The sequence below is a fragment of the Halomonas sp. G15 genome, assembly GCF_021282295.1.
GTDB lineage: Bacteria > Pseudomonadota > Gammaproteobacteria > Pseudomonadales > Halomonadaceae > Halomonas > Halomonas alimentaria.
Genome location: NZ_JAJSPA010000018.1, coordinates 31,935 through 49,209, shown reverse-complemented (window position 1 = coordinate 49,209; position 17,275 = coordinate 31,935). Strand labels below are relative to the sequence as shown.

The 17,275-nt window shown below is 62.9% G+C and carries 16 protein-coding genes; 14 read left to right on the top strand and 2 right to left on the bottom strand.

Going from position 1 to position 17,275, the window contains the following annotated elements; genetic code table 11:
• From LWH48_RS10300 to LWH48_RS10285, 4 genes are all read left to right on the top strand, one after another.
• On the top strand, positions 1–546 hold the full coding sequence (locus tag LWH48_RS10300) for a hypothetical protein (protein ID WP_232912494.1): 546 nt from the start codon (positions 1–3) through the stop codon (positions 544–546).
• A gap of 32 nt (positions 547–578) precedes the next feature.
• Complete coding sequence (locus LWH48_RS10295; RefSeq protein WP_232912493.1) at positions 579–2,129, top strand: FAD-binding oxidoreductase; 1,551 nt, start codon at positions 579–581, stop codon at positions 2,127–2,129.
• A 34-nt stretch (positions 2,130–2,163) separates the two neighbouring features.
• Positions 2,164–3,630 (top strand): aldehyde dehydrogenase family protein, encoded by a 1,467-nt coding sequence (locus LWH48_RS10290; protein WP_232912492.1) that lies wholly within the window; start codon positions 2,164–2,166, stop codon positions 3,628–3,630.
• A 74-nt stretch (positions 3,631–3,704) separates the two neighbouring features.
• Complete coding sequence (locus LWH48_RS10285; RefSeq protein ID WP_232912491.1) at positions 3,705–4,799, top strand: NAD(P)-dependent alcohol dehydrogenase; 1,095 nt, start codon at positions 3,705–3,707, stop codon at positions 4,797–4,799.
• A gap of 318 nt (positions 4,800–5,117) precedes the next feature.
• On the opposite strand, the gene LWH48_RS10280 is transcribed toward LWH48_RS10285, so the two are convergent.
• A complete protein-coding gene (locus LWH48_RS10280; protein ID WP_232912490.1) occupies positions 5,118–6,812 on the bottom strand; it encodes a sigma 54-interacting transcriptional regulator in 1,695 nt (564 codons plus the stop codon).
• A gap of 478 nt (positions 6,813–7,290) precedes the next feature.
• Here LWH48_RS10280 and catA point away from each other — a divergent pair, with 478 nt between their 5' ends.
• From catA to LWH48_RS10240, 8 genes are all read left to right on the top strand, one after another.
• Complete coding sequence (catA, locus tag LWH48_RS10275; protein WP_232912489.1) at positions 7,291–8,265, top strand: catechol 1,2-dioxygenase; 975 nt, start codon at positions 7,291–7,293, stop codon at positions 8,263–8,265.
• 108 nt (positions 8,266–8,373) lie between these two features.
• Entirely contained in the window at positions 8,374–10,230 is a 1,857-nt protein-coding gene (locus tag LWH48_RS10270) for an FAD-dependent monooxygenase (protein WP_232912488.1), read from the top strand.
• A gap of 245 nt (positions 10,231–10,475) precedes the next feature.
• The gene (locus LWH48_RS10265) at positions 10,476–10,691 is read left to right on the top strand and encodes a hypothetical protein (RefSeq protein ID WP_232912487.1); all 216 of its coding nucleotides are present in this window, start codon (positions 10,476–10,478) and stop codon (positions 10,689–10,691) included.
• A gap of 10 nt (positions 10,692–10,701) precedes the next feature.
• A complete protein-coding gene (locus LWH48_RS10260) occupies positions 10,702–10,881 on the top strand; it encodes a hypothetical protein (RefSeq protein WP_232912486.1) in 180 nt (59 codons plus the stop codon).
• Between the two features lie 36 nt (positions 10,882–10,917).
• Positions 10,918–11,976 (top strand): maleylacetate reductase, encoded by a 1,059-nt coding sequence (locus LWH48_RS10255; RefSeq protein WP_232912485.1) that lies wholly within the window; start codon positions 10,918–10,920, stop codon positions 11,974–11,976.
• Positions 11,977–12,019: 43 nt separating this feature from the next.
• Positions 12,020–12,868: an intradiol ring-cleavage dioxygenase gene (locus LWH48_RS10250; RefSeq protein WP_232912484.1), complete on the top strand. Its 849-nt coding sequence runs from the start codon at positions 12,020–12,022 to the stop codon at positions 12,866–12,868.
• A 159-nt stretch (positions 12,869–13,027) separates the two neighbouring features.
• Positions 13,028–13,423, top strand: coding sequence for an MFS transporter (locus LWH48_RS10245; protein ID WP_232912483.1), 396 nt, complete (start codon positions 13,028–13,030; stop codon positions 13,421–13,423).
• Positions 13,339–13,692: a transporter gene (locus LWH48_RS10240; protein ID WP_332875621.1), complete on the top strand. Its 354-nt coding sequence runs from the start codon at positions 13,339–13,341 to the stop codon at positions 13,690–13,692. Before LWH48_RS10245 ends, LWH48_RS10240 begins: the two co-directional genes overlap by 85 nt.
• 100 nt (positions 13,693–13,792) lie before the next feature.
• On the opposite strand, the gene LWH48_RS10235 is transcribed toward LWH48_RS10240, so the two are convergent.
• A complete protein-coding gene (locus LWH48_RS10235) occupies positions 13,793–14,698 on the bottom strand; it encodes a LysR family transcriptional regulator (protein ID WP_232912482.1) in 906 nt (301 codons plus the stop codon).
• A 297-nt stretch (positions 14,699–14,995) separates the two neighbouring features.
• Here LWH48_RS10235 and istA point away from each other — a divergent pair, with 297 nt between their 5' ends.
• Together istA and istB are read left to right on the top strand one after the other, a co-directional pair.
• Positions 14,996–16,519, top strand: coding sequence for an IS21 family transposase (gene istA / locus LWH48_RS10230; RefSeq protein WP_232912481.1), 1,524 nt, complete (start codon positions 14,996–14,998; stop codon positions 16,517–16,519).
• The gene (istB, locus tag LWH48_RS10225; protein WP_232912480.1) at positions 16,506–17,246 is read left to right on the top strand and encodes an IS21-like element helper ATPase IstB; all 741 of its coding nucleotides are present in this window, start codon (positions 16,506–16,508) and stop codon (positions 17,244–17,246) included. The genes istA and istB overlap by 14 nt, the downstream gene beginning before the upstream one ends.
• The last annotated feature ends 29 nt before the right edge of the window (positions 17,247–17,275 follow it).

Genomic DNA, 17,275 nt, shown 5'->3' with positions numbered 1-17,275 from the left:
ATGAACCTGACGCGTCGACAACTCATGAAGAATAGCCTGCTGCTGGGGGCCGCCATGCCGCTCTCCCTGGGGGCCGCCTGGGCCGCCGACAGCGGGTTCGCCGATGCCCCGGTGCACGGCCCGATCCGCCTCTATGGCGCCGATCGCTCCACCACCGAGCTGGGGCTGGGGCTGCGCCAGCAGGGCTGGGCCCCCAGCTATGAAGGGCGTCTCGATCCGCTGGCGCTGAATGCCCAGCCTGCCGGCACCCTGGCGGCTGGCTTTACCGACGAGGCGGGTCTGGTGCTGCTGACCAGTCTGCTGGCCGGTCGCGGCCGCGTGCTGGCGCTGGGCCGCCACGAGGCGGGACACCACCAGCTGCTGAGTCATCGCGGGCCGTTGGCGGCACCGCTGGCGGCAGAGGCGGGCAGCTGGCAGGCCGCGCTGGGGCGGGAATATGCCCGCCTGGCGTTGGCAGCGGGTAGCGCACGCCAGACCCGGGATGTCAGGCGTCCGGCCAGCGAGGCCACCAGCGCCACCGAGCTGAGCTTCCTGGTTCGGCTGTAAGCCCCCGAACACAACAATCGAGAGACGACTCCATGAGCACTACACAGCGCATTCTTCCCAAGGGCGTGTCCGAGGCAGAATTCGACGCGGCCCTCGCCCGTTTCCGCGAGATCCTCGGGGCCGATAGCGTCCTGACCGAGAGCGATCAGCTGGCGGCCTACAGCAAGATCATGATGGCCGGCGATGACGCGGACTACATCCCCTCCGCGGCCCTGCTGCCCACCACTACCGAGCATGTGCAGGAGATCGTGCGCACCTGCAACCAGTACAAGGTGCCGATCTGGACCATCTCCACCGGCAAGAACCTGGGCTATGGTTCCGCCGCCCCCGGCGAGACCGGCCAGGTGATGCTCGACATGCACCGCATGAACCAGATTCTCGATGTGGACCCGGAGGTGTGCACGGCGCTGCTCGAGCCCGGGGTGACCTACCAGCAGCTCTACGACTACATCAAGGAGAACGACCTCAAGCTGTGGTTGGATCCGCCGGCCCCCTCGGCCATTGCCGGACCGGTGGGCAATACCCTGGACCGTGGCGTGGGCTATACCCCCTATGGCGAGCACTTCATGTTCCAGTGCGGCATGGAGGTGGTGCTGGCCAATGGCGAGGTGATTCGTACCGGCATGGGGGGCATCGAGAACTCCAGCTCCTGGCAGGTCTTCAAGTGGGGCTACGGTCCCTATATCGACGGCCTCTTCACCCAGTCCAACTTCGGCATCGTCACCAAGATGGGGCTGTGGTTGATGCCGGAGCCGCCGGCCTATCGTCCCTTCATCATCCAGTACCAGGACCCCGAGGACATCGAGGAGATCGTCGATGTGCTGCGGCCGCTGCGTATCGCCCAGATCATCCCCAATGCCGTGGTGATCGTGCACACCCTCTGGGACGCGGGCACCCACGTGGTGCGCAAGGACTACTACGACGGCAAGGAGTCCATTCCCCGCGAGGCCATCGAGCGCATCAAGGCCGATGAAGGTATCGGCGAGTGGAACGTCTATGCGGCCCTCTACGGCACCCCGGAGCAGATCGAGGTCAACTGGAACATCATCGAGCAGGCCTTCGGCGCCAGCGGCAAGGCCAAGATCATGTACGGCGAGGAGGCCGAGAAGCGCGGCGGCGGCTTCGAGTATCGCTCGGCGCTGATGAAGGGTGACATGAACCTTCAGGAGTTCGGCCTCTACAACTGGCGTGGGGGCGGTGGCTCCATGTGGTTCGCCCCGGTCTCCCAGGCCAAGGGCAGCGAGACCAAGGACCAGACCGAGCTGGCCCAGCAGATCCTCGGCAAGTACGGCTTCGACTATGTCGCCGAGTACATCGTCGGCTGGCGCGACATGCACCACGTCATCGACCTGCTCTACAACCGCCAGGACCCGGAAGAGACGAAGCGCGCCCACGACTGCTTCGCCGAGCTGATCGACGAGTTCGCCAAGCGCGGCTATGGCCTCTACCGCACCAACAACGAGTTCATGGAGCAGGTCGCCGGCACCTTCGGCGAACCGCTGCGCGAGGTGCACAAGACGCTGAAGAATGCCCTGGATCCCAACGGCATCCTGTCGCCCGGCAAGTCGGGGATTCGTCAGTAACACCGGCCCGCGAGTTTTCAGAGGAGAGTGAACCATGAGTACTGCATATCGCGATTTCCACCTCCAGCCGATTGCCGGCGAGTGGCGCGAGGGGTCGAGCGAGCGCCGCACCCGCGTGACCAACCCCTATGATGGCAGCGAGCTGCTCGATATCCGCCTGGCGGATCGCCACGACCTGGATGCCGCCTTCCTGGCGGCCGAGAAGGCCCAGGCCGAGTGGGCGGCGATCCCGCCGGCCGAGCGCAGCGCCGTGCTGCAGCGGGCGGTTGAGATCTTCGATGCCCGCAAGGAGGAGATCATCGACTGGCTGATCCGCGAGTCGGGCAGCACCCGCCTCAAGGCTAATGTCGAGTGGGGCGCGGCCCGCGGCATCACCCTGGAGGCCGCCAGCATGCCGGGGAGAGTGCACGGCATGACCCTGGCCTCCAACGTGCCGGGCAAGGAGAACCGCGTCTATCGCAAGCCGCTGGGCGTGGTGGGGGTGATCAGCCCCTGGAACTTCCCGCTGCACCTTTCCCAGCGCTCCGTCGCTCCGGCGCTGGCGCTGGGCAACGCCGTGGTGATCAAGCCGGCCAGCGACACCCCGGTCACCGGCGGCTTGCTGCTGGCGAAGGTCTTCGAGGAGGCCGGCCTGCCCGAGGGACTGCTCACTGTGGTGGTGGGTGCCGGCAGCGAGATCGGCGATGCCTTCGTCGAGCATCGCGTGCCGCGGCTGATCTCCTTCACCGGCTCCACCCAGGTGGGGCGCGGCATCGGTCGCATCGCCAGCGGCGGGGAGCATATCAAGAAGGTCTCCCTGGAGCTGGGCGGCAACAGCCCCTTCGTGGTGCTCGACGACGCCGATATCGAGCAGGCGGTGAATGCCGCGGCCATGGGCAAGTTCCTGCACCAGGGCCAGATCTGCATGGCGGTCAACCGCATCATCGTTGCCGAATCTCTCTATGACGCCTTCGTCGAGCGCTTCGTGGAGAAGGTCAAGGGACTCAAGGTGGGTGACCCCGACGACATGGCCACCGTGGTGGGTCCGGTAATCAACGCCAGGCAGCGCGAGGGCCTGGAGGCCAAGATCGCCACCGCCAAGCAGGAAGGCGCGACCGTGCTTCTCGATGGCGAGATCGAGGGCCAGCTGGTGCCTCCCCATGTGTTCGGCGATGTAACTCCCGACATGGAGATCAGCCGCGAGGAGATCTTCGGCCCGCTGGTGGGCATCCAGAAGGCCCGCGATGAGGCCCACGCCCTGGAACTGGCCAACGGCACCGAGTACGGCCTCTCCAGCGCCGTGTTCAGCGGTGACCTGGAGCGCGGCGTGCGATTCGCCCAGGGCATCAAGGCGGGCATGACCCATGTGAACGACATGCCGGTCAACGACGAGGCCCACGTGCCCTTCGGTGGCGAGAAGAACTCCGGCCTGGGTCGCTTCAATGGCGACTGGGCCATCGAGGAGTTCACCACCGACCAGTGGGTCAGCGTGCAGCACACGCCGCGTGGTTATCCTTTCTGAGCGTACCGTCTCTGCCTGGCCACCTCGTGTGGCCGGGCTGACTGCTTTTCACCGCAAGGGTGTACGGAGATGCAATGATGAAGATTCAAGCGGCAGTCACTGCTGAACAGGGAAGCGACTTCGAGTGGCAATCGGTCGAACTGGCCGAGCCCGCCCTGGGCGAGATTCGCGTGCGCATCGTGGCCACGGGGGTGTGCCACACCGATGCCGTGGCCCGGGATCTGGGCATCGCGCCCTTTCCCATCGTGCTGGGCCACGAGGGCGCCGGCGTGGTGGAGGCCCTCGGCGAGGGAGTGAGCGGGCTCGAGGTGGGGGACCACGTGGTGCTGTCGTTCGCCCATTGTGGCGGCTGTGGCCACTGCCTGACCGGCCATCCTACCGTCTGCGATACCTTCAACGAGCTCAACTTCGGCGGCGCCATGGATGACGGCGACCACCGTCTGGCCCATGGCGACGAGTCGCTGGCCACCTTCTTTGGCCAGTCCTCCTTTGCCACCCACGCCGTGGTCAGCGCCCGCAACGCGGTGAAGGTGGACCCCGAGGTGGACCTGGCGCTGCTGGGCCCGCTGGGCTGCGGCATCCAGACCGGGGCCGGCACCGTGCTCAATCGGCTCAAGCCCGAGTTCGGGTCGAGCCTGGTGGTCTTCGGCTGTGGGGCCGTGGGGCTCTCCGCCATCATGGCGGCCAGCATCACCGGCTGTCGGCAGATCATCGCCGTGGATGTCCACGACAGCCGCCTCGAGCTGGCCCGGGAGCTGGGTGCCACCCACGTGATCAACGGCCAGCAGGAAGACACCGTCGAGCGGGTGCGCGAGATTACCGGTGGCGGTAGCCAGTTCGCCGTGGAGACTACCGGGGTACCGGTAGTGGTCCGTCAGTCACTGCAGGCGCTCAAGCCGCTGGGCGTCTCGGCCATCGTCGGCGTCACCCCAGAGGTGACCCTGGACGTGCACCACGACCTGATGGCCGAGGGCAAGTCGATGATCGGGGTGATCGAGGGCGACTCCGTGCCGCGGGTGTTCATCCCGCAGCTGGTGGCCTACTACAAGGCGGGGCGCTTCCCCTTCGATCGGCTGGTCAAGTTCTATGCGCCGGAGCAGATCAACCAGGCCTTCGAGGACTCGAAGAACGGCACCACCGTCAAGCCGGTGCTGCGCATCGGCCGGTAAGCCGGCGCGGCCTTATACGTTTTGGGGTGTCACGATGGTAAAGGCCTGCTCGCCCACGCGGTCTCGTCGAAGGCCTTGTGGGCGGTGGGTACCAGAAGATCCGGGGCCTGAAACACCGGGGTAAGGATGTCTGCCAGGGTATCGCGCAGATGTACCTGTGTCCGGGCCTCCCCTGCACAAGCGCATCGGCAAGGTGGCCTGTTCTGTCTTGATCTCGCACATCGCACGGTGACCGTACAGCGGCTCACTGGAAGATGTGCGGTCTGTCCTGCCCCCACGGCTCTACTGTCGTTGCCCGCCATGTAGGCCGTCGATTCGCTACGCCTTTCCCCGTTTTTTCAGCCGATAGTCCAGCGCCGCCCGACTGAGTCCCAGTCGCCGTGCCGCGGCCGAGACGTTGCCGTTGGCCTCGCGATAGGCTCGTTCCAGCAGTGTGTCCTCCAGTGTCTCGAGGGCGATGCCACCTTCCAGGATGCTGCTACACAGCGTCTCCAGGGCATCATCAGTATCGCCTGTCGCTGAGCTGCCGGCGGTGAGATGCCCGTTGTCGCCGAGCACCTGGCCGACGGGATCAGGCCGTTGGCCGAACAGTGCTTGTTCACCGATCGACTGGCGGTCGCCGGCGAGAATCACCCCGCGCTCGATGGTGTTCTGCAGTTCGCGGATATTGCCCGGCCAGTCGTGACGCCCCATCGCCGCCAGGGCCTGGTCAGTGAAGCCCAGGGTCTTGATGCGATAGTGCTGTTCGAAGCGGGCCAGGAAATGTTCGGCGAGCAGCGGGATATCGTCGCGGCGCTCGCGCAGCGGCGGGATCACGACCGGATAGGCGTTGAGCCGGTAGAACAGGTCAGAGCGGAAGCGGCCGTCCCGGACTCGCTCGGTCAGGTCGCCATGGGTGGCGGCCACGATGCGTACGTTGACGCTCTGGCTGGTCTGGCCGCCGACCCGCTCGATCTGCTTCTCCTGCAAGGCACGCAGCAGCGATGCCTGGGCCCGCGGCGAAAGCTCGGCGAGCTCGTCGAGGAACAGGGTGCCGCCGTGGGCACGCTCGAAGCGCCCAGCACGAGACTGTACCGCCCCGGTGTAGGCGCCTTTCTCGACGCCGTACAGCTCCGACTCGATCAGCTCGGGTGGGATGGCGGCACAGTTGACCGCCACGAAGGGGCCTTGAGCGCGTTCGCTCTGCTGGTGGGCGCGGTGGGCGAGGATCTCCTTGCCGGTGCCGGTCTCGCCGAGCAGCAGGATCGGCACCTCGGAGCGGGCGGCGCGGTCTATCAGGTCGAGTGCGCCCAGGAAGGCGGGGGCCTTGCCGATGGGGCGATGACGCTCTTCGCCCTGATGGCGGGCGATATCGTCCTCCAGGTAAGCGATGCGGGACTGCAGCTCATAGAGCTCGTCGATCAGCTGGTCCTCGCGGAATAGTTCGGCGAAGGTCTCGTGGTCTTCCCATTCTCGGGCCGGCTTACCGATGATCCGGCAGCGGTCATCGCTGCAGCCTCGACACTCCACCTCGCGATACTGGATCTCTTGGCCGAGGAACTGGCTGGAGTATGCGCAGGCATAGCCTAGCTGCAGCCAGCAAACCGGCTCCCTGGACGGGCCGAAAATGTTTTGGGTGATGGCTACCTCGTAAGAGTCCTGCCACTCGAACTCACTATAGAAATGGCCGCTTTCGGAGTCGATTTCCAGGACGGTGGGCACCACCTTCACCAGCCCACGCAAGGCATGAAGCTGCGGGCCGGCCAAAAAGCCATCCTCCACCGACATGTCATGGCCACGAACTGCCTGGGCCAGTTCGGCATCCTGGATGCCGGCATGGTAACCCAGCCGCATGAAGAAGCTTCGCGCGCGATGCAGCCCCATGGTATTGACGATCTCTTTGCGGAAGATGGCCATGGTTTGTACCTGCAGCAGTAGCATTCGCTGCTCGCCAAGCCAGATCTGGCCCTCGTTAGGTAGAAAACGCAACTTGTCGAGAATGGCCTGGCTGTCGGGGTAGTGCGGAGTCGTCATGGGGTCCCTCGTGGCATCAGGCGGTCACATGTTTTTTATTGTCTGGCTTGTTCTTTAGTCCAAATCAATTGGGCGGTCTTGCCGCCGAAGAAGACTACAGCATAAGTCCCAATGCTTTTCTTACCAACATCTCGCCTGTCTTAGCCGGGATTCCCCAGGTTTTCATGTTTTTTTGAAGCTGCGCCGCAGCATTTCGCTATTTCCTTGATTCCCCTCATCTCAACCTCCCTGCTAGCCCTCCATTTCTATGACGTAAGTCATTGTTTATTTAAAATTATACTCTTTTTTCGGAACTTGGCACGACTCTTGTATTACCTAGGTGGCGACTCACTTGGAGGCGCTCGATGTTTCAGTCATCCATTCCCAGGACCTCAAGCGCTTTGTGCGCGTAAAGGAGAGAAGCGAACAACGCATCTGACCGACAGCGGGTCGTCGATCGGCGCCGACCTGCACGGAATAACACAAGAGGAACAACACCATGACCGTGAAGATTTTCGATACCCCCGAGGTCCAGGGCTTCCTGAAGACCGTCGCCGGCTTCGACCAGGAGGGCGGCAACGAGCGCTCCAAGCAGATCATGCATCGCATGCTCTCCGACCTGTTCAAGCTGATCGACGACTTCGACGTCAGCGAGGAGGAGTACTGGTCCGCCGTCAACCTGCTTAACGCCCTGGGCAGCCAGACCCAGTTCGGCCTGCTCTCGCCGGGCCTGGGCTTCGACCACTTCCTCGACATGCGTCAGGACGCGGCCGATGCCGAAGCCCAGCGCACCGGCGGCACCCCGCGCACCATCGAGGGCCCGCTCTACGTGGCCGGCGCCCCGGAAGCCGAGGGCTTCGCGCGCATGGACGACGGTCAGGACCAGGACGGCGAGGCCATGTGGCTGACCGGCCAGGTGCGTGACGTCGACGGCACCCCCATCGCCGGTGCCAAGGTCGAGATCTGGCACGCCAACTCCAAGGGCGGTTACTCCTTCTTCGACCAGACCCAGAGCGAGTACAACCTGCGTCGCACCATCTACACCGACGGCGAGGGTCGCTACACCGCGCGCAGCATCATCCCCTCCGGCTACGGCGTACCGGAAGGTGCCCCCACCGACGTGGTGCTCAAGTCCCTGGGTCGCCACGGCGAGCGTCCGGCGCATATCCACTACTTCGTCTCCGCCCCGGGCCACCAGCACCTGACCACCCAGATCAACCTGGCGGGCGACCCTTACACCTTCGACGACTTCGCCTTCGCCACCCGCGAGGAGCTGGTGGTGCCGGCCAACCGCATCGAGGATCAGGGCGAGATCGCCAAGCGCGAGATGGACGGTGCCTTCTCCGAGGTGGTGTTCGACGTCGAGCTGTCCACGACCGACAGGCCCGAGCTGCAACATCGCCATGCCCGTCCGCGCGCCAAGGAAGACGAGCAGGACCAGGCCAGCCAGCTGGCCACCAGCGCCAAGGTCTGACGATCGAAACTGAAAGACCAGCTGGCGTTCGGAAAGCCCAGTTAGAGCTCTTCAATGCAGAAAACCATCAACACATATTTTCAATATATAACAAGTTGGAGTATTGACATGCAGTTTCACGTATCAGGCTATCAAACCGGTGACCCTATGACCATGCCGGCTCAAGGGGTTGGAGTCGATCGACCCAAAGATCTGCCAGAGACTATGGATGTTCTCATCGTCGGTTGTGGGCCGGCCGGATCAATTGCAGCCGCGCAGCTCTCACAATTCCCGAACATAAACACACGCATGATTGAAAAGCGTGGCCATCGTCTGGAACTGGCCAATGCTGATGGTGTCCATTCGCGAACCATGGAGACATTTCAGGCATTTGGATTCGCGCACGAGATCTATGCGGAGGCCCACACCATTACAGACATGACGTTCTGGAAGCCGGATCCGAAAAAACCAGAGCATGTCGCGCGGGAAAGCAGTGTCCGGGAGCTCCCCACAAAGTTCAGTGAATGGCCCATGATGCTCATTACCCAAACGCGTATCATTGATCATTTCAACCGTTACATGAAAAACGCACCCACCCGCATGGAGCCGGACTACGGTTATGAATTCGTTGATTTTGAGGTCTTGGAAGACGACGACTATCCGGTCAAAGTCACATTACGCCGCTCCGCTGGTGACGACCAAGGTGAAGAGCTTCAGATCCGGACAAAGTATCTGATTGGAGCAGACGGCGCACGCAGTAATGTTCGAAAATCGCTGGGATACCGGCTTAGCGGTAACCAAGCGAACCAGGCTTGGGGTGTCATGGATGTTCTTGCAGACACCGATTTTCCGGATGTTCGCAAGAAATGCACCATCAAAGCTAACAATGGTCGCTCCATCCTACTCATCCCACGCGAGGGTGGGTTCCTGTTCCGCCTTTATGTAAACCTCGGAGAAGTGCCGGAAGGCAACGAACGCAGTGTCCGGGAAACCCCTCTCGAGGAGGTGATCGCTCAAGCTCAGGAAATCATTAATCCATATAAGCTTGATGTGAAAAATGTGGTGTGGCACTCAGTCTATGAGGTAAGCCACCGTATCACTGACGATTTCGATGACAGGAGCTCCGACAAAACAAACAGTGAGTACCCGCGCGTTTTCATCACTGGCGACGCCTGCCATACGCACTCAGCGCAAGCAGGACAAGGAATGAACGTTTCCATGCAGGATGGCTTCAACCTTGCGTGGAAATTGGGCCATGTGCTCACCGGTAACAGCCCCAAGAAACTTCTATGTACCTATGCCGACGAACGCAGAGACATTGCGCACCGGCTTATCGAGTTCGACAAACAGTGGTCTTCTCTCATGGCTGAGTCGAATGACCGACTAAAGGACCCACAGGAACTGGAAACGTTCTATACGCAGACAGCGGAGTTCAATGCTGGTTACCTCACCGAGTACGAGCCATCCATAATCACCACATCCGTACGTCATCAGCAACTCGCAGCCGGCTACCCAATAGGCCGACGTTTCAAATCCGCACAGGTAGGTCGGGTATGTGATCTGGTGCCTCTGCACATTGGCCACCAGCACACTGCTGATGGTCGCTGGCGCGTGTATGTATTTGCAGACGCACCAGCCCCCAACGAGTCTGAGGTGTTGGGATCCTGGACCTACTGGGCGGAAGAGGCTTTGCCTCCCCGGCTGTTCGACATCAAATTGATCCACCAACAGGCCTACACTGACTTCGATATGTCAGATGTTGCCCAGGTTTTTAAACCTAAAGCGGGGTATTTCGAACTGACCGATATGGAGCATGTGTTCGGTACACTCGAGGACCACGATATCTTCGAAGAACGCGCTATCTCTCGGGATGGCGCAGTAGTGGTCGTACGCCCGGATCAGTACGTGGCCGGCATTTTTCCGCTGGATAGCACGGAGGAAATGGCGTCTTTCCTCAATGGCGTATTCCCCCCAATCCACTCGTAGAAGACGCGTCCTGGCATCGGAATCAATGCACCTGTTCAGTGAAGGCCGGAGTCATTTCTACTTCGGTCTTCGCTAATTTTACAAGTAACATTTCAGGAGTGCTCGCTTTGGCATAAGTAAGCTCATTGTGCGCTTCAGGGAACGATCAATCATTCTTTCTGTGATCGGCGCATGAAGGCCGAGTTATAGGCATCCAGTAGCTAGTCAGTGCTGACCGATAAGGCCGCTCTTGGTCCGGGTGCCTGGTGCGAGGACGCCCCCATGGTGGCGAACTCTCGGTGCAGGGCGTGGCCACCAATGGCAAGCGTGACCGCTTCGATGAGGCTGTGGGACGGGGGTGGTGGTTGGTGATCGGCCTCGGGGCATCGCCGGAAGCGGCGCTAATTGCGGCTCAGCTTGAACAGCTAAGTCTGCTGGGAGGGCGCGCCGTGCCCCTGGGTGCTCCCTGGCGCTCCATGTGACGCCGATGACTTGAATGGCACCTACGCGCGCTGGTTCAACGAGAACGACGTCACCTACGTGATGGTCCGCCCCGACTACTACGTAGCCGCCGCCGCTGGCTCACCAGAAGCGCTGCGCCGGCAGTTCGATGAACTCATGCTGCAGCTACACATGCAGGCACCGAACCAACAGACCAGTCGCTGCGCCTGAGCCACGCTCGATGATAATTTTCCTCTGGAGATTATGATGTCACACGACTTCATCTATACCGCCAACCCGGCACGCATCGTGTTTGGCCCCGGAAGCCTGGCCAAGGTGGCAGACGAGATTCGCCAGCTGGGCGGCTCCCGGGCCCTGGTGCTCTCCACGCCTTTCCAGCGCGAGGATGCCGAGCGTCTGAACCATGAGCTGGGCGAGCTGGGTGCCGGCGTCTTCTTTGAGGCCGCCATGCACACGCCGGTAGCGGTCACCGAGCAGGCCATGGCGGCCTACGCTGAGGTGGGGGCCGACTGCGTGGTCGCCCTGGGCGGCGGCTCGACCATCGGCCTGGGCAAGGCGATCGCCTACCGCAATGGCGCCCCCCAAGTGGTGGTGGCCACCACCTATGCCGGTTCCGAGGTCACGCCGATCCTCGGCCAGACCGAGGAAGGCGTTAAGACCACCGTCAAGGACGCCTCGATCCTGCCCGAGGTGGTGATCTATGACGCCAACCTGACCCTGGGATTGCCGGTCGGCATGAGCGTGACCAGCGGACTGAATGCCATGGCCCATGCCGTCGAAGGCCTCTATGCCAAGGACCGCAATCCCATCACGGCGCTGATGGCGCTGGAGGGGATCCGCGGCCTCAAGGAGGCCCTGCCTGTCATCGTCGAACGCCCCGACGATGTGGCCGCACGTAGCAACGCCCTCTATGGTTCCTGGCTGTGTGGCACCGTACTGGGCACAGTGGGAATGGCGCTTCACCACAAGCTGTGTCACACCCTCGGCGGTAGTTTCGACCTGCCCCATGCCGAGACACACGCCATCATGCTGCCGCATACCGCCTCCTACAACGCCCGCGCCGCGGCGGATGTGCTGGCACCGGCCGCCGAGCTGTTCGGTGGTGAGCTGGGTAGTGGCCTTTACGACTTCGCCAAGTCACTCGGGGCTCCCCTTGCGCTCAAGGAACTGGGAATGGCCGAATCCGACCTGGATCGCGCCGCCGACCTGGCAGTGAAGAATCCTTACTGGAACCCCCAGCCTGTCCAGCGTGACGCCGTGCGTGAATTGCTGCAGCGGGCCTGGAGCGGTGCCCGCCCTGAATGAATTGTTGGGCCCGACAGGGTGGGCCCATGGAGAGGAACGCCACATGTCACAGATTGATTACTTCACCGAAGACCGTTCCGTCGAGGCGGTCAACGCCCGCATGGGCGATGAGGTAAGCCCCCGCCTGCGTGAGGTGATGGCCTCACTGGTCAAGCACCTGCACGGTTTCGTCAAGGAGGTCGAGCTCACCCAGGAGGAGTGGGAGGTTACCATTGAGTTCCTGACTCGCACCGGCCAGATCTGCGATGACAAGCGCCAGGAGTTCATCTTGCTCTCCGATACTCTGGGGGTTTCGATGCTGGTGGATGCCATTCAACATCGCCGCCCCCCCGGTACTACCGAGAACACGGTCTTCGGCCCCTTCCACGTGGATGGCGCGCCGGTGCTGGATATGGGAGCCAACATCTCTCTCGATGGCAAGGGCGAAACCTGCCTTTACGAGGGTAGGGTGCAGGATCCGGATGGCAACCCCATCGAGGGGGCACGCATCGACGTATGGTCTGACAATAGCGAAGGTTTCTACGATGTTCAGCAACCGGGCGAGCAACCTGAGTGGAACAACCGTGGCGTATTTATCACCGGTGCGGATGGCCGTTACTGGTTCACCGGTATCAAGCCGGTCTCCTACCCGATTCCGGATGACGGGCCGGTGGGGCAGATGCTCGGGCACCTGGGCCGCCACCCATGGCGACCGGCCCACATGCATTTCATGCTCAACCATCCGAACCATGAACGCATCGTCACCCACACTTTTGTCTCCGGGGATGACTACCTGACCTCGGACACGGTCTTCGGGGTCAAGGAGTCGCTGGTTGTCGACTATGTCCTGAATGAAAGCGGCGAGACAAAGTGGAAGGCACATTTCGACTTCGTGATGGTACCCAACCAATAAGCGGATCAGCCCTTCGCGAATAACATCACGATTCCATTGAAGAACCGCCGAGGCATCACATGTCTCGGCACCCTGGCCCTTTGCCAATAATCCGAAAATAAGGCAAGCAAGATGAAGACAACACAGAACCAAGAATGAGATACCCGTTACGAGTGGAAGATGGTGCTGCTGCTGACACTGGGGTTCGGCCTGGTCAGTATCGATCGTTTCATGATCATGCCGCTCTTCCCAGTCATCATGCAGGACCTGAATCTGGATTTTCAGGACTTGGGCTTGGTGACGGGTGTGCTGGCAATTACCTGGGGGATCTCCTCGATCTTCATGGCCAACCTGGCCGACCGGATCGGCCTGCGCGCGGTGATCATTCCCGCCGTCATCCTCTTCTCGCTGATGGCCGGTATCAGCGGGCTGGCGACCGGCCTTATCAGTCTGATGATGATTCGCGCCTGTATTAGCTTGGTCGAAGATGCCTGGGCTTCCGCCACTGTCGCGATAAGAGATCACAGACCGAGCAGGACGATACCGGCATCACCCCCGGGGACAACTGGCTGGTAGAGTGGGGCATCGGCCATCGTCTGCAAAACGGCCTGGAGCTGGGGTTGGTGGGCTATGACGCCTGGCAGCTGGAGGCCGACGACGGCGCGGCGACCACCGCCAAGGCCGAGCGTCATGCCATCGGTGCCGAGGCGGGCTACCTCTGGCCCACGGCCGGAGTGATGCTCAAGGGCGCCGTCTACCACGAGTATGATGCGGAAGGCGGTGGACTGAAGGGGCTCGAGAGCGAGGGCGACGCCTTTCGCCTGCAGCTCACCAAGTTCCTTTAGGTGCTTGCTGGTCAGGTCAGGGCAAATTGATGATCAACCGACTGACCCTGCGCTTGCGCCGTCACGAGGGGGCATCTGCCGAGGCAGCTGCCCCCTTCTTCTATTCGGAGAACATCGCGAAGATCAGGCCGCGCAGCCAGCGGTTGCCGGTGTCGCGGTGGTAGCGTCGGTGCCAGAACAGGTTGATGGGGATTTCGGGGAAGGGCAGGGGGTGCTCCTGCACCGCCAGCCCGAAGCGCTCCCGGGTCGCCTCGGCGAACTTGTCGGTCACCGTGACCACCAGATCGCTCTCGCTGATGATATAGGGCACGGCGGCGAAGTGGGGCAGTTGCAGACGGACCGGGCGCTCGATGCCCGCCCGGGCGAGCTGCTCCTCGACGATGCCGTGCCCGGTGCCCTTCGCCACCACCACCGCGTGGGTGGCGGCCCGGAAATCGCTCATGTCGAAACCGCCCCCTGCCAGGGGGTGGTCCCTGCGCATCAGGCAGACATAGCGCTGCACGAAGAGCCGCTGCTGGTAGAAGCCGGCGCCCAGCTGGGGGATCAGGCCGACGGCCAGGTCGATCCGCCCCTCCTCCATCTCTCGTTTCAGGTCCTCCTGATGGCTGCGCACCGTGCTGAGCCGGATGCCGGGGGCCTCGCTGGCGAGGTGTTCCAGCAGCCGCGGCAGGAAGACCATCTCGCCGATATCGGTCATGGCCAGCTGGAAGGTTCGCTCGCTGCTGACCGGCGCGAAGTCATCGCCCAGGTTGAGGGTCTCATGCAACCGGGCCAGCGCCTCGGCGATGCCGGGGTGAAGCTGGTCCGCCCGCGGCGTCGGCGAAAGCCCCCTGGAGGTGCGCTCGAAGAGCTCATCATCGAGCAACCGGCGCAGGCGCTTGAGGGCGTGGCTGACGGCGGGCTGGGTCACGCCGAGGTGCTCGGCCGCCCGCTGGGTGCTGCCCTCCCGGTAGAGCAGGTCGAAGACCACCAGCAGGTTCACGTCGATATCCGCCAGCCGCAACATGTCTCGTCTCGCCTAATTGACTGTATTCAAGATGATATTACTTTCATTTATTTAAAGTATGAAAGTGGCTGCGTTGTGTGAATACCGAAGGGGCTCTAGCCTGCGTGTCATCACCCGATGCCATGACAAGAACCGCATCCCTGACGGAGAGCGCAGCATGCCCCTGTTAATGGCCAAGTAAAGTGACCCAGTACCGGCCAACGCTTTTGACCCACCCCCGAGGTGGCAGCGCTGCCACCATCCACTTACCGTGTCGGCTCAGCCAAGGGTCGGGACGGAGATGTGAAGGACTGGGGAATGATTCACAAGATCAAAGCACTACACGATGACGGACAGGGCCTGTCGATTCGAGCCATCGGCCAGGAGCTGGGTATCTCTCGCAACACCGTCCGCAAGTATTTGCGTCAGGATGAGGCCACCATCCAGGCGGCGCAGTCGAACCGCGAGCGCGAGAAGAAACTCGACGCCCACCGCGACTACATCGTCTACCTGCTGCGCACCTTCCCCCGGCTGAGCAGCGTCAAGGTCGCCCGCAAGCTGCGCGAGAAGGTCGGCGAGCTGGCGGTCTCGGAGCGTACCCTGCGTCGCTACGTGCAGCAGGTGAAAAGCACGGTGGCCAGCCGGCAGCGGCGCTACTACGAGCCGGTGCTCGACATGGTGCCCGGCGTCCAGTGCCAGGTGGATCCGGGTGAGCTGCGTGAGGTGATGATCGGCGGCGAGCCGCGCCCCCTGTACTTCGTGGTGTTCGTGCTCTCCTACTCGCGCCTGACCTATGTCGGCATCAGCCTGTCGCCGCTCGATACCACCACCTTCATTCGCCTGCACGACGAGGCCTTCCGCTACTTCGGCGGCCTGCCGGAGGAGTGCGTCTACGACCAGACCAAGATGGTGGTGATCAGCGAGCAGTTCCGTGAGCTGGAGGTGAACCAGCGCTTCCACGAGTACGCCACCACCGCCGGCTTCCGGATCCATGCCTGCTGCGGCTACGACCCGGAGAGTAAGGGCAAGGTCGAAGCCGGGGTGAAGTACGCCAAGCAGGATGCCTTCTATGGCGAGGTATTCCGCGACGAGGCCGACTTGCGCGCTTACGTGCGGCAGTGGCTCGACGAGGTCGCCAACGTGCGCACTCATGGCACCACCGGCCAGCAGCCGAGGGTGCTGTGCGACGCCGAAGAACGGTGCCACTTGCGCCCCTACCTGACGCCGGCCTGCGTGGGCCGCGAGGCCGACGGCATGGCCCCGCGCCGGGTCGACAAGACCGGGCTGATCGCCTGGAAGGCCAACAAGTACTCGGTGCCGATGGCCTACCAGCAGGGCCGTGTCGGGGTCCGGGAAGCGGAAAACCGCCTGGCAATCCATGACCTGGAGAGCGGCGACGAGATCGCCACCCATGCCCTTCACCTAGGCAAGGGCCGCACGCTGCGCAACGAGAGCCATTACCGCGACCACCGCCAGCAGGAGGCGGAGCTTGAGACGGCCATCGTCCGCTGCCTTGGCGCCTCGTTGGGGGAGCAGCTCTGTGCGCGCCTGCGTGCCGCCATGCCGCGCCACTACAAGGACCAGCTGCGCGCCGCCAAGCAGCTGCTGGAGGGCGAGGACATGCTGGACCTGGCGCTGATCGGCGACTGGGTCACCCGGGAGCGCCTCACCGCCGGCGGCCTCAAGGAGCGGCTGGCGGCGGCGCGGCTCGCCAAGGCGCGGGGCCGGGATCCAGAGGGCGACACCCCCAGCGGTCCATGCACGACACCGGTGGAGTTGGCTCAGTACGGCTGGCTTGGCCACTCCAGCGGCCAGCAGGAGGTGACCCATGGGGCAGCTTGAGCTGACCGCCGGGCGCTACCGCAGCCTGCGCCTGGGCGCCATCGCCGGCGACCTCACCGCGCTGCTGGCCCAGGCCGAGGCCAACGAGGTCTCCTACCTGGCCTTCGCCGACATGCTGGTCGAGCACGAGCGCCAGACCCGCGAGGCCAAGCGCATCGACCTCTACCGGCGCCAGGCCGGCTTCCCCAGCGACAAACGGCTGGAGGGGTTCGACTACCGGCACCAAACCACCATCACCAAGCGCCAGGTCAACGCCCTGCTGGACTTCGCCTTCCTCGACAACCGCGAGAATCTGGTATTTATCGGCCCGCCGGGGGTGGGCAAGACCCACCTGGCGATCGGTATCGGACAGAAGGCCATCGAGGCCGGCTACCGGGTGCTGTTCCGCAACGCCCTGGACCTGGTCGAGGAACTGGAACTCGCCGAGATGAAGGGCGAGCTGAAGAAGACGCTGCACAAGCTCGCCAAGGTCGACGCCCTGGTAATCGATGAGCTGGGCTACTTGCCGATGAGCCGGCAGGCGCGCTACGCGCTGTTCCAGCTGATCAACCGGTTCTATGAGCACCGGTCACTGATCATCACCACCAACAAGGACTTTACCAGTTGGGGGGAGTTCTTCCACGACGACAACGTGGCGGTGCCGATCGTCGACCGGATCATCCACCACTCGCACCTCTACCTGCTCGGTGGGGAGAGCTACCGGCTGAAGCAGAAGACGCTCAGCTGACGATCACGGGTGGGTCAAAACTAATGACC

Bases quoted from the DNA above. Each gene is read 5' to 3' on its own strand.
- LWH48_RS10300 (WP_232912494.1), top strand. From the start codon at position 1: ATGAACCTGACGCGTCGACAACTCATGAAGAATAGCCTGCTGCTGGGG.
- LWH48_RS10295 (WP_232912493.1), top strand. From the start codon at position 579: ATGAGCACTACACAGCGCATTCTTCCCAAGGGCGTGTCCGAGGCAGAA.
- LWH48_RS10290 (WP_232912492.1), top strand. From the start codon at position 2,164: ATGAGTACTGCATATCGCGATTTCCACCTCCAGCCGATTGCCGGCGAG.
- LWH48_RS10285 (WP_232912491.1), top strand. From the start codon at position 3,705: ATGATGAAGATTCAAGCGGCAGTCACTGCTGAACAGGGAAGCGACTTC.
- LWH48_RS10280 (WP_232912490.1), bottom strand. From the start codon at position 6,812: ATGACGACTCCGCACTACCCCGACAGCCAGGCCATTCTCGACAAGTTG.
- catA (WP_232912489.1), top strand. From the start codon at position 7,291: ATGACCGTGAAGATTTTCGATACCCCCGAGGTCCAGGGCTTCCTGAAG.
- LWH48_RS10270 (WP_232912488.1), top strand. From the start codon at position 8,374: ATGCAGTTTCACGTATCAGGCTATCAAACCGGTGACCCTATGACCATG.
- LWH48_RS10255 (WP_232912485.1), top strand. From the start codon at position 10,918: ATGTCACACGACTTCATCTATACCGCCAACCCGGCACGCATCGTGTTT.
- LWH48_RS10250 (WP_232912484.1), top strand. From the start codon at position 12,020: ATGTCACAGATTGATTACTTCACCGAAGACCGTTCCGTCGAGGCGGTC.
- LWH48_RS10245 (WP_232912483.1), top strand. From the start codon at position 13,028: ATGGTGCTGCTGCTGACACTGGGGTTCGGCCTGGTCAGTATCGATCGT.
- LWH48_RS10235 (WP_232912482.1), bottom strand. From the start codon at position 14,698: ATGTTGCGGCTGGCGGATATCGACGTGAACCTGCTGGTGGTCTTCGAC.
- istA (WP_232912481.1), top strand. From the start codon at position 14,996: ATGATTCACAAGATCAAAGCACTACACGATGACGGACAGGGCCTGTCG.
- istB (WP_232912480.1), top strand. From the start codon at position 16,506: ATGGGGCAGCTTGAGCTGACCGCCGGGCGCTACCGCAGCCTGCGCCTG.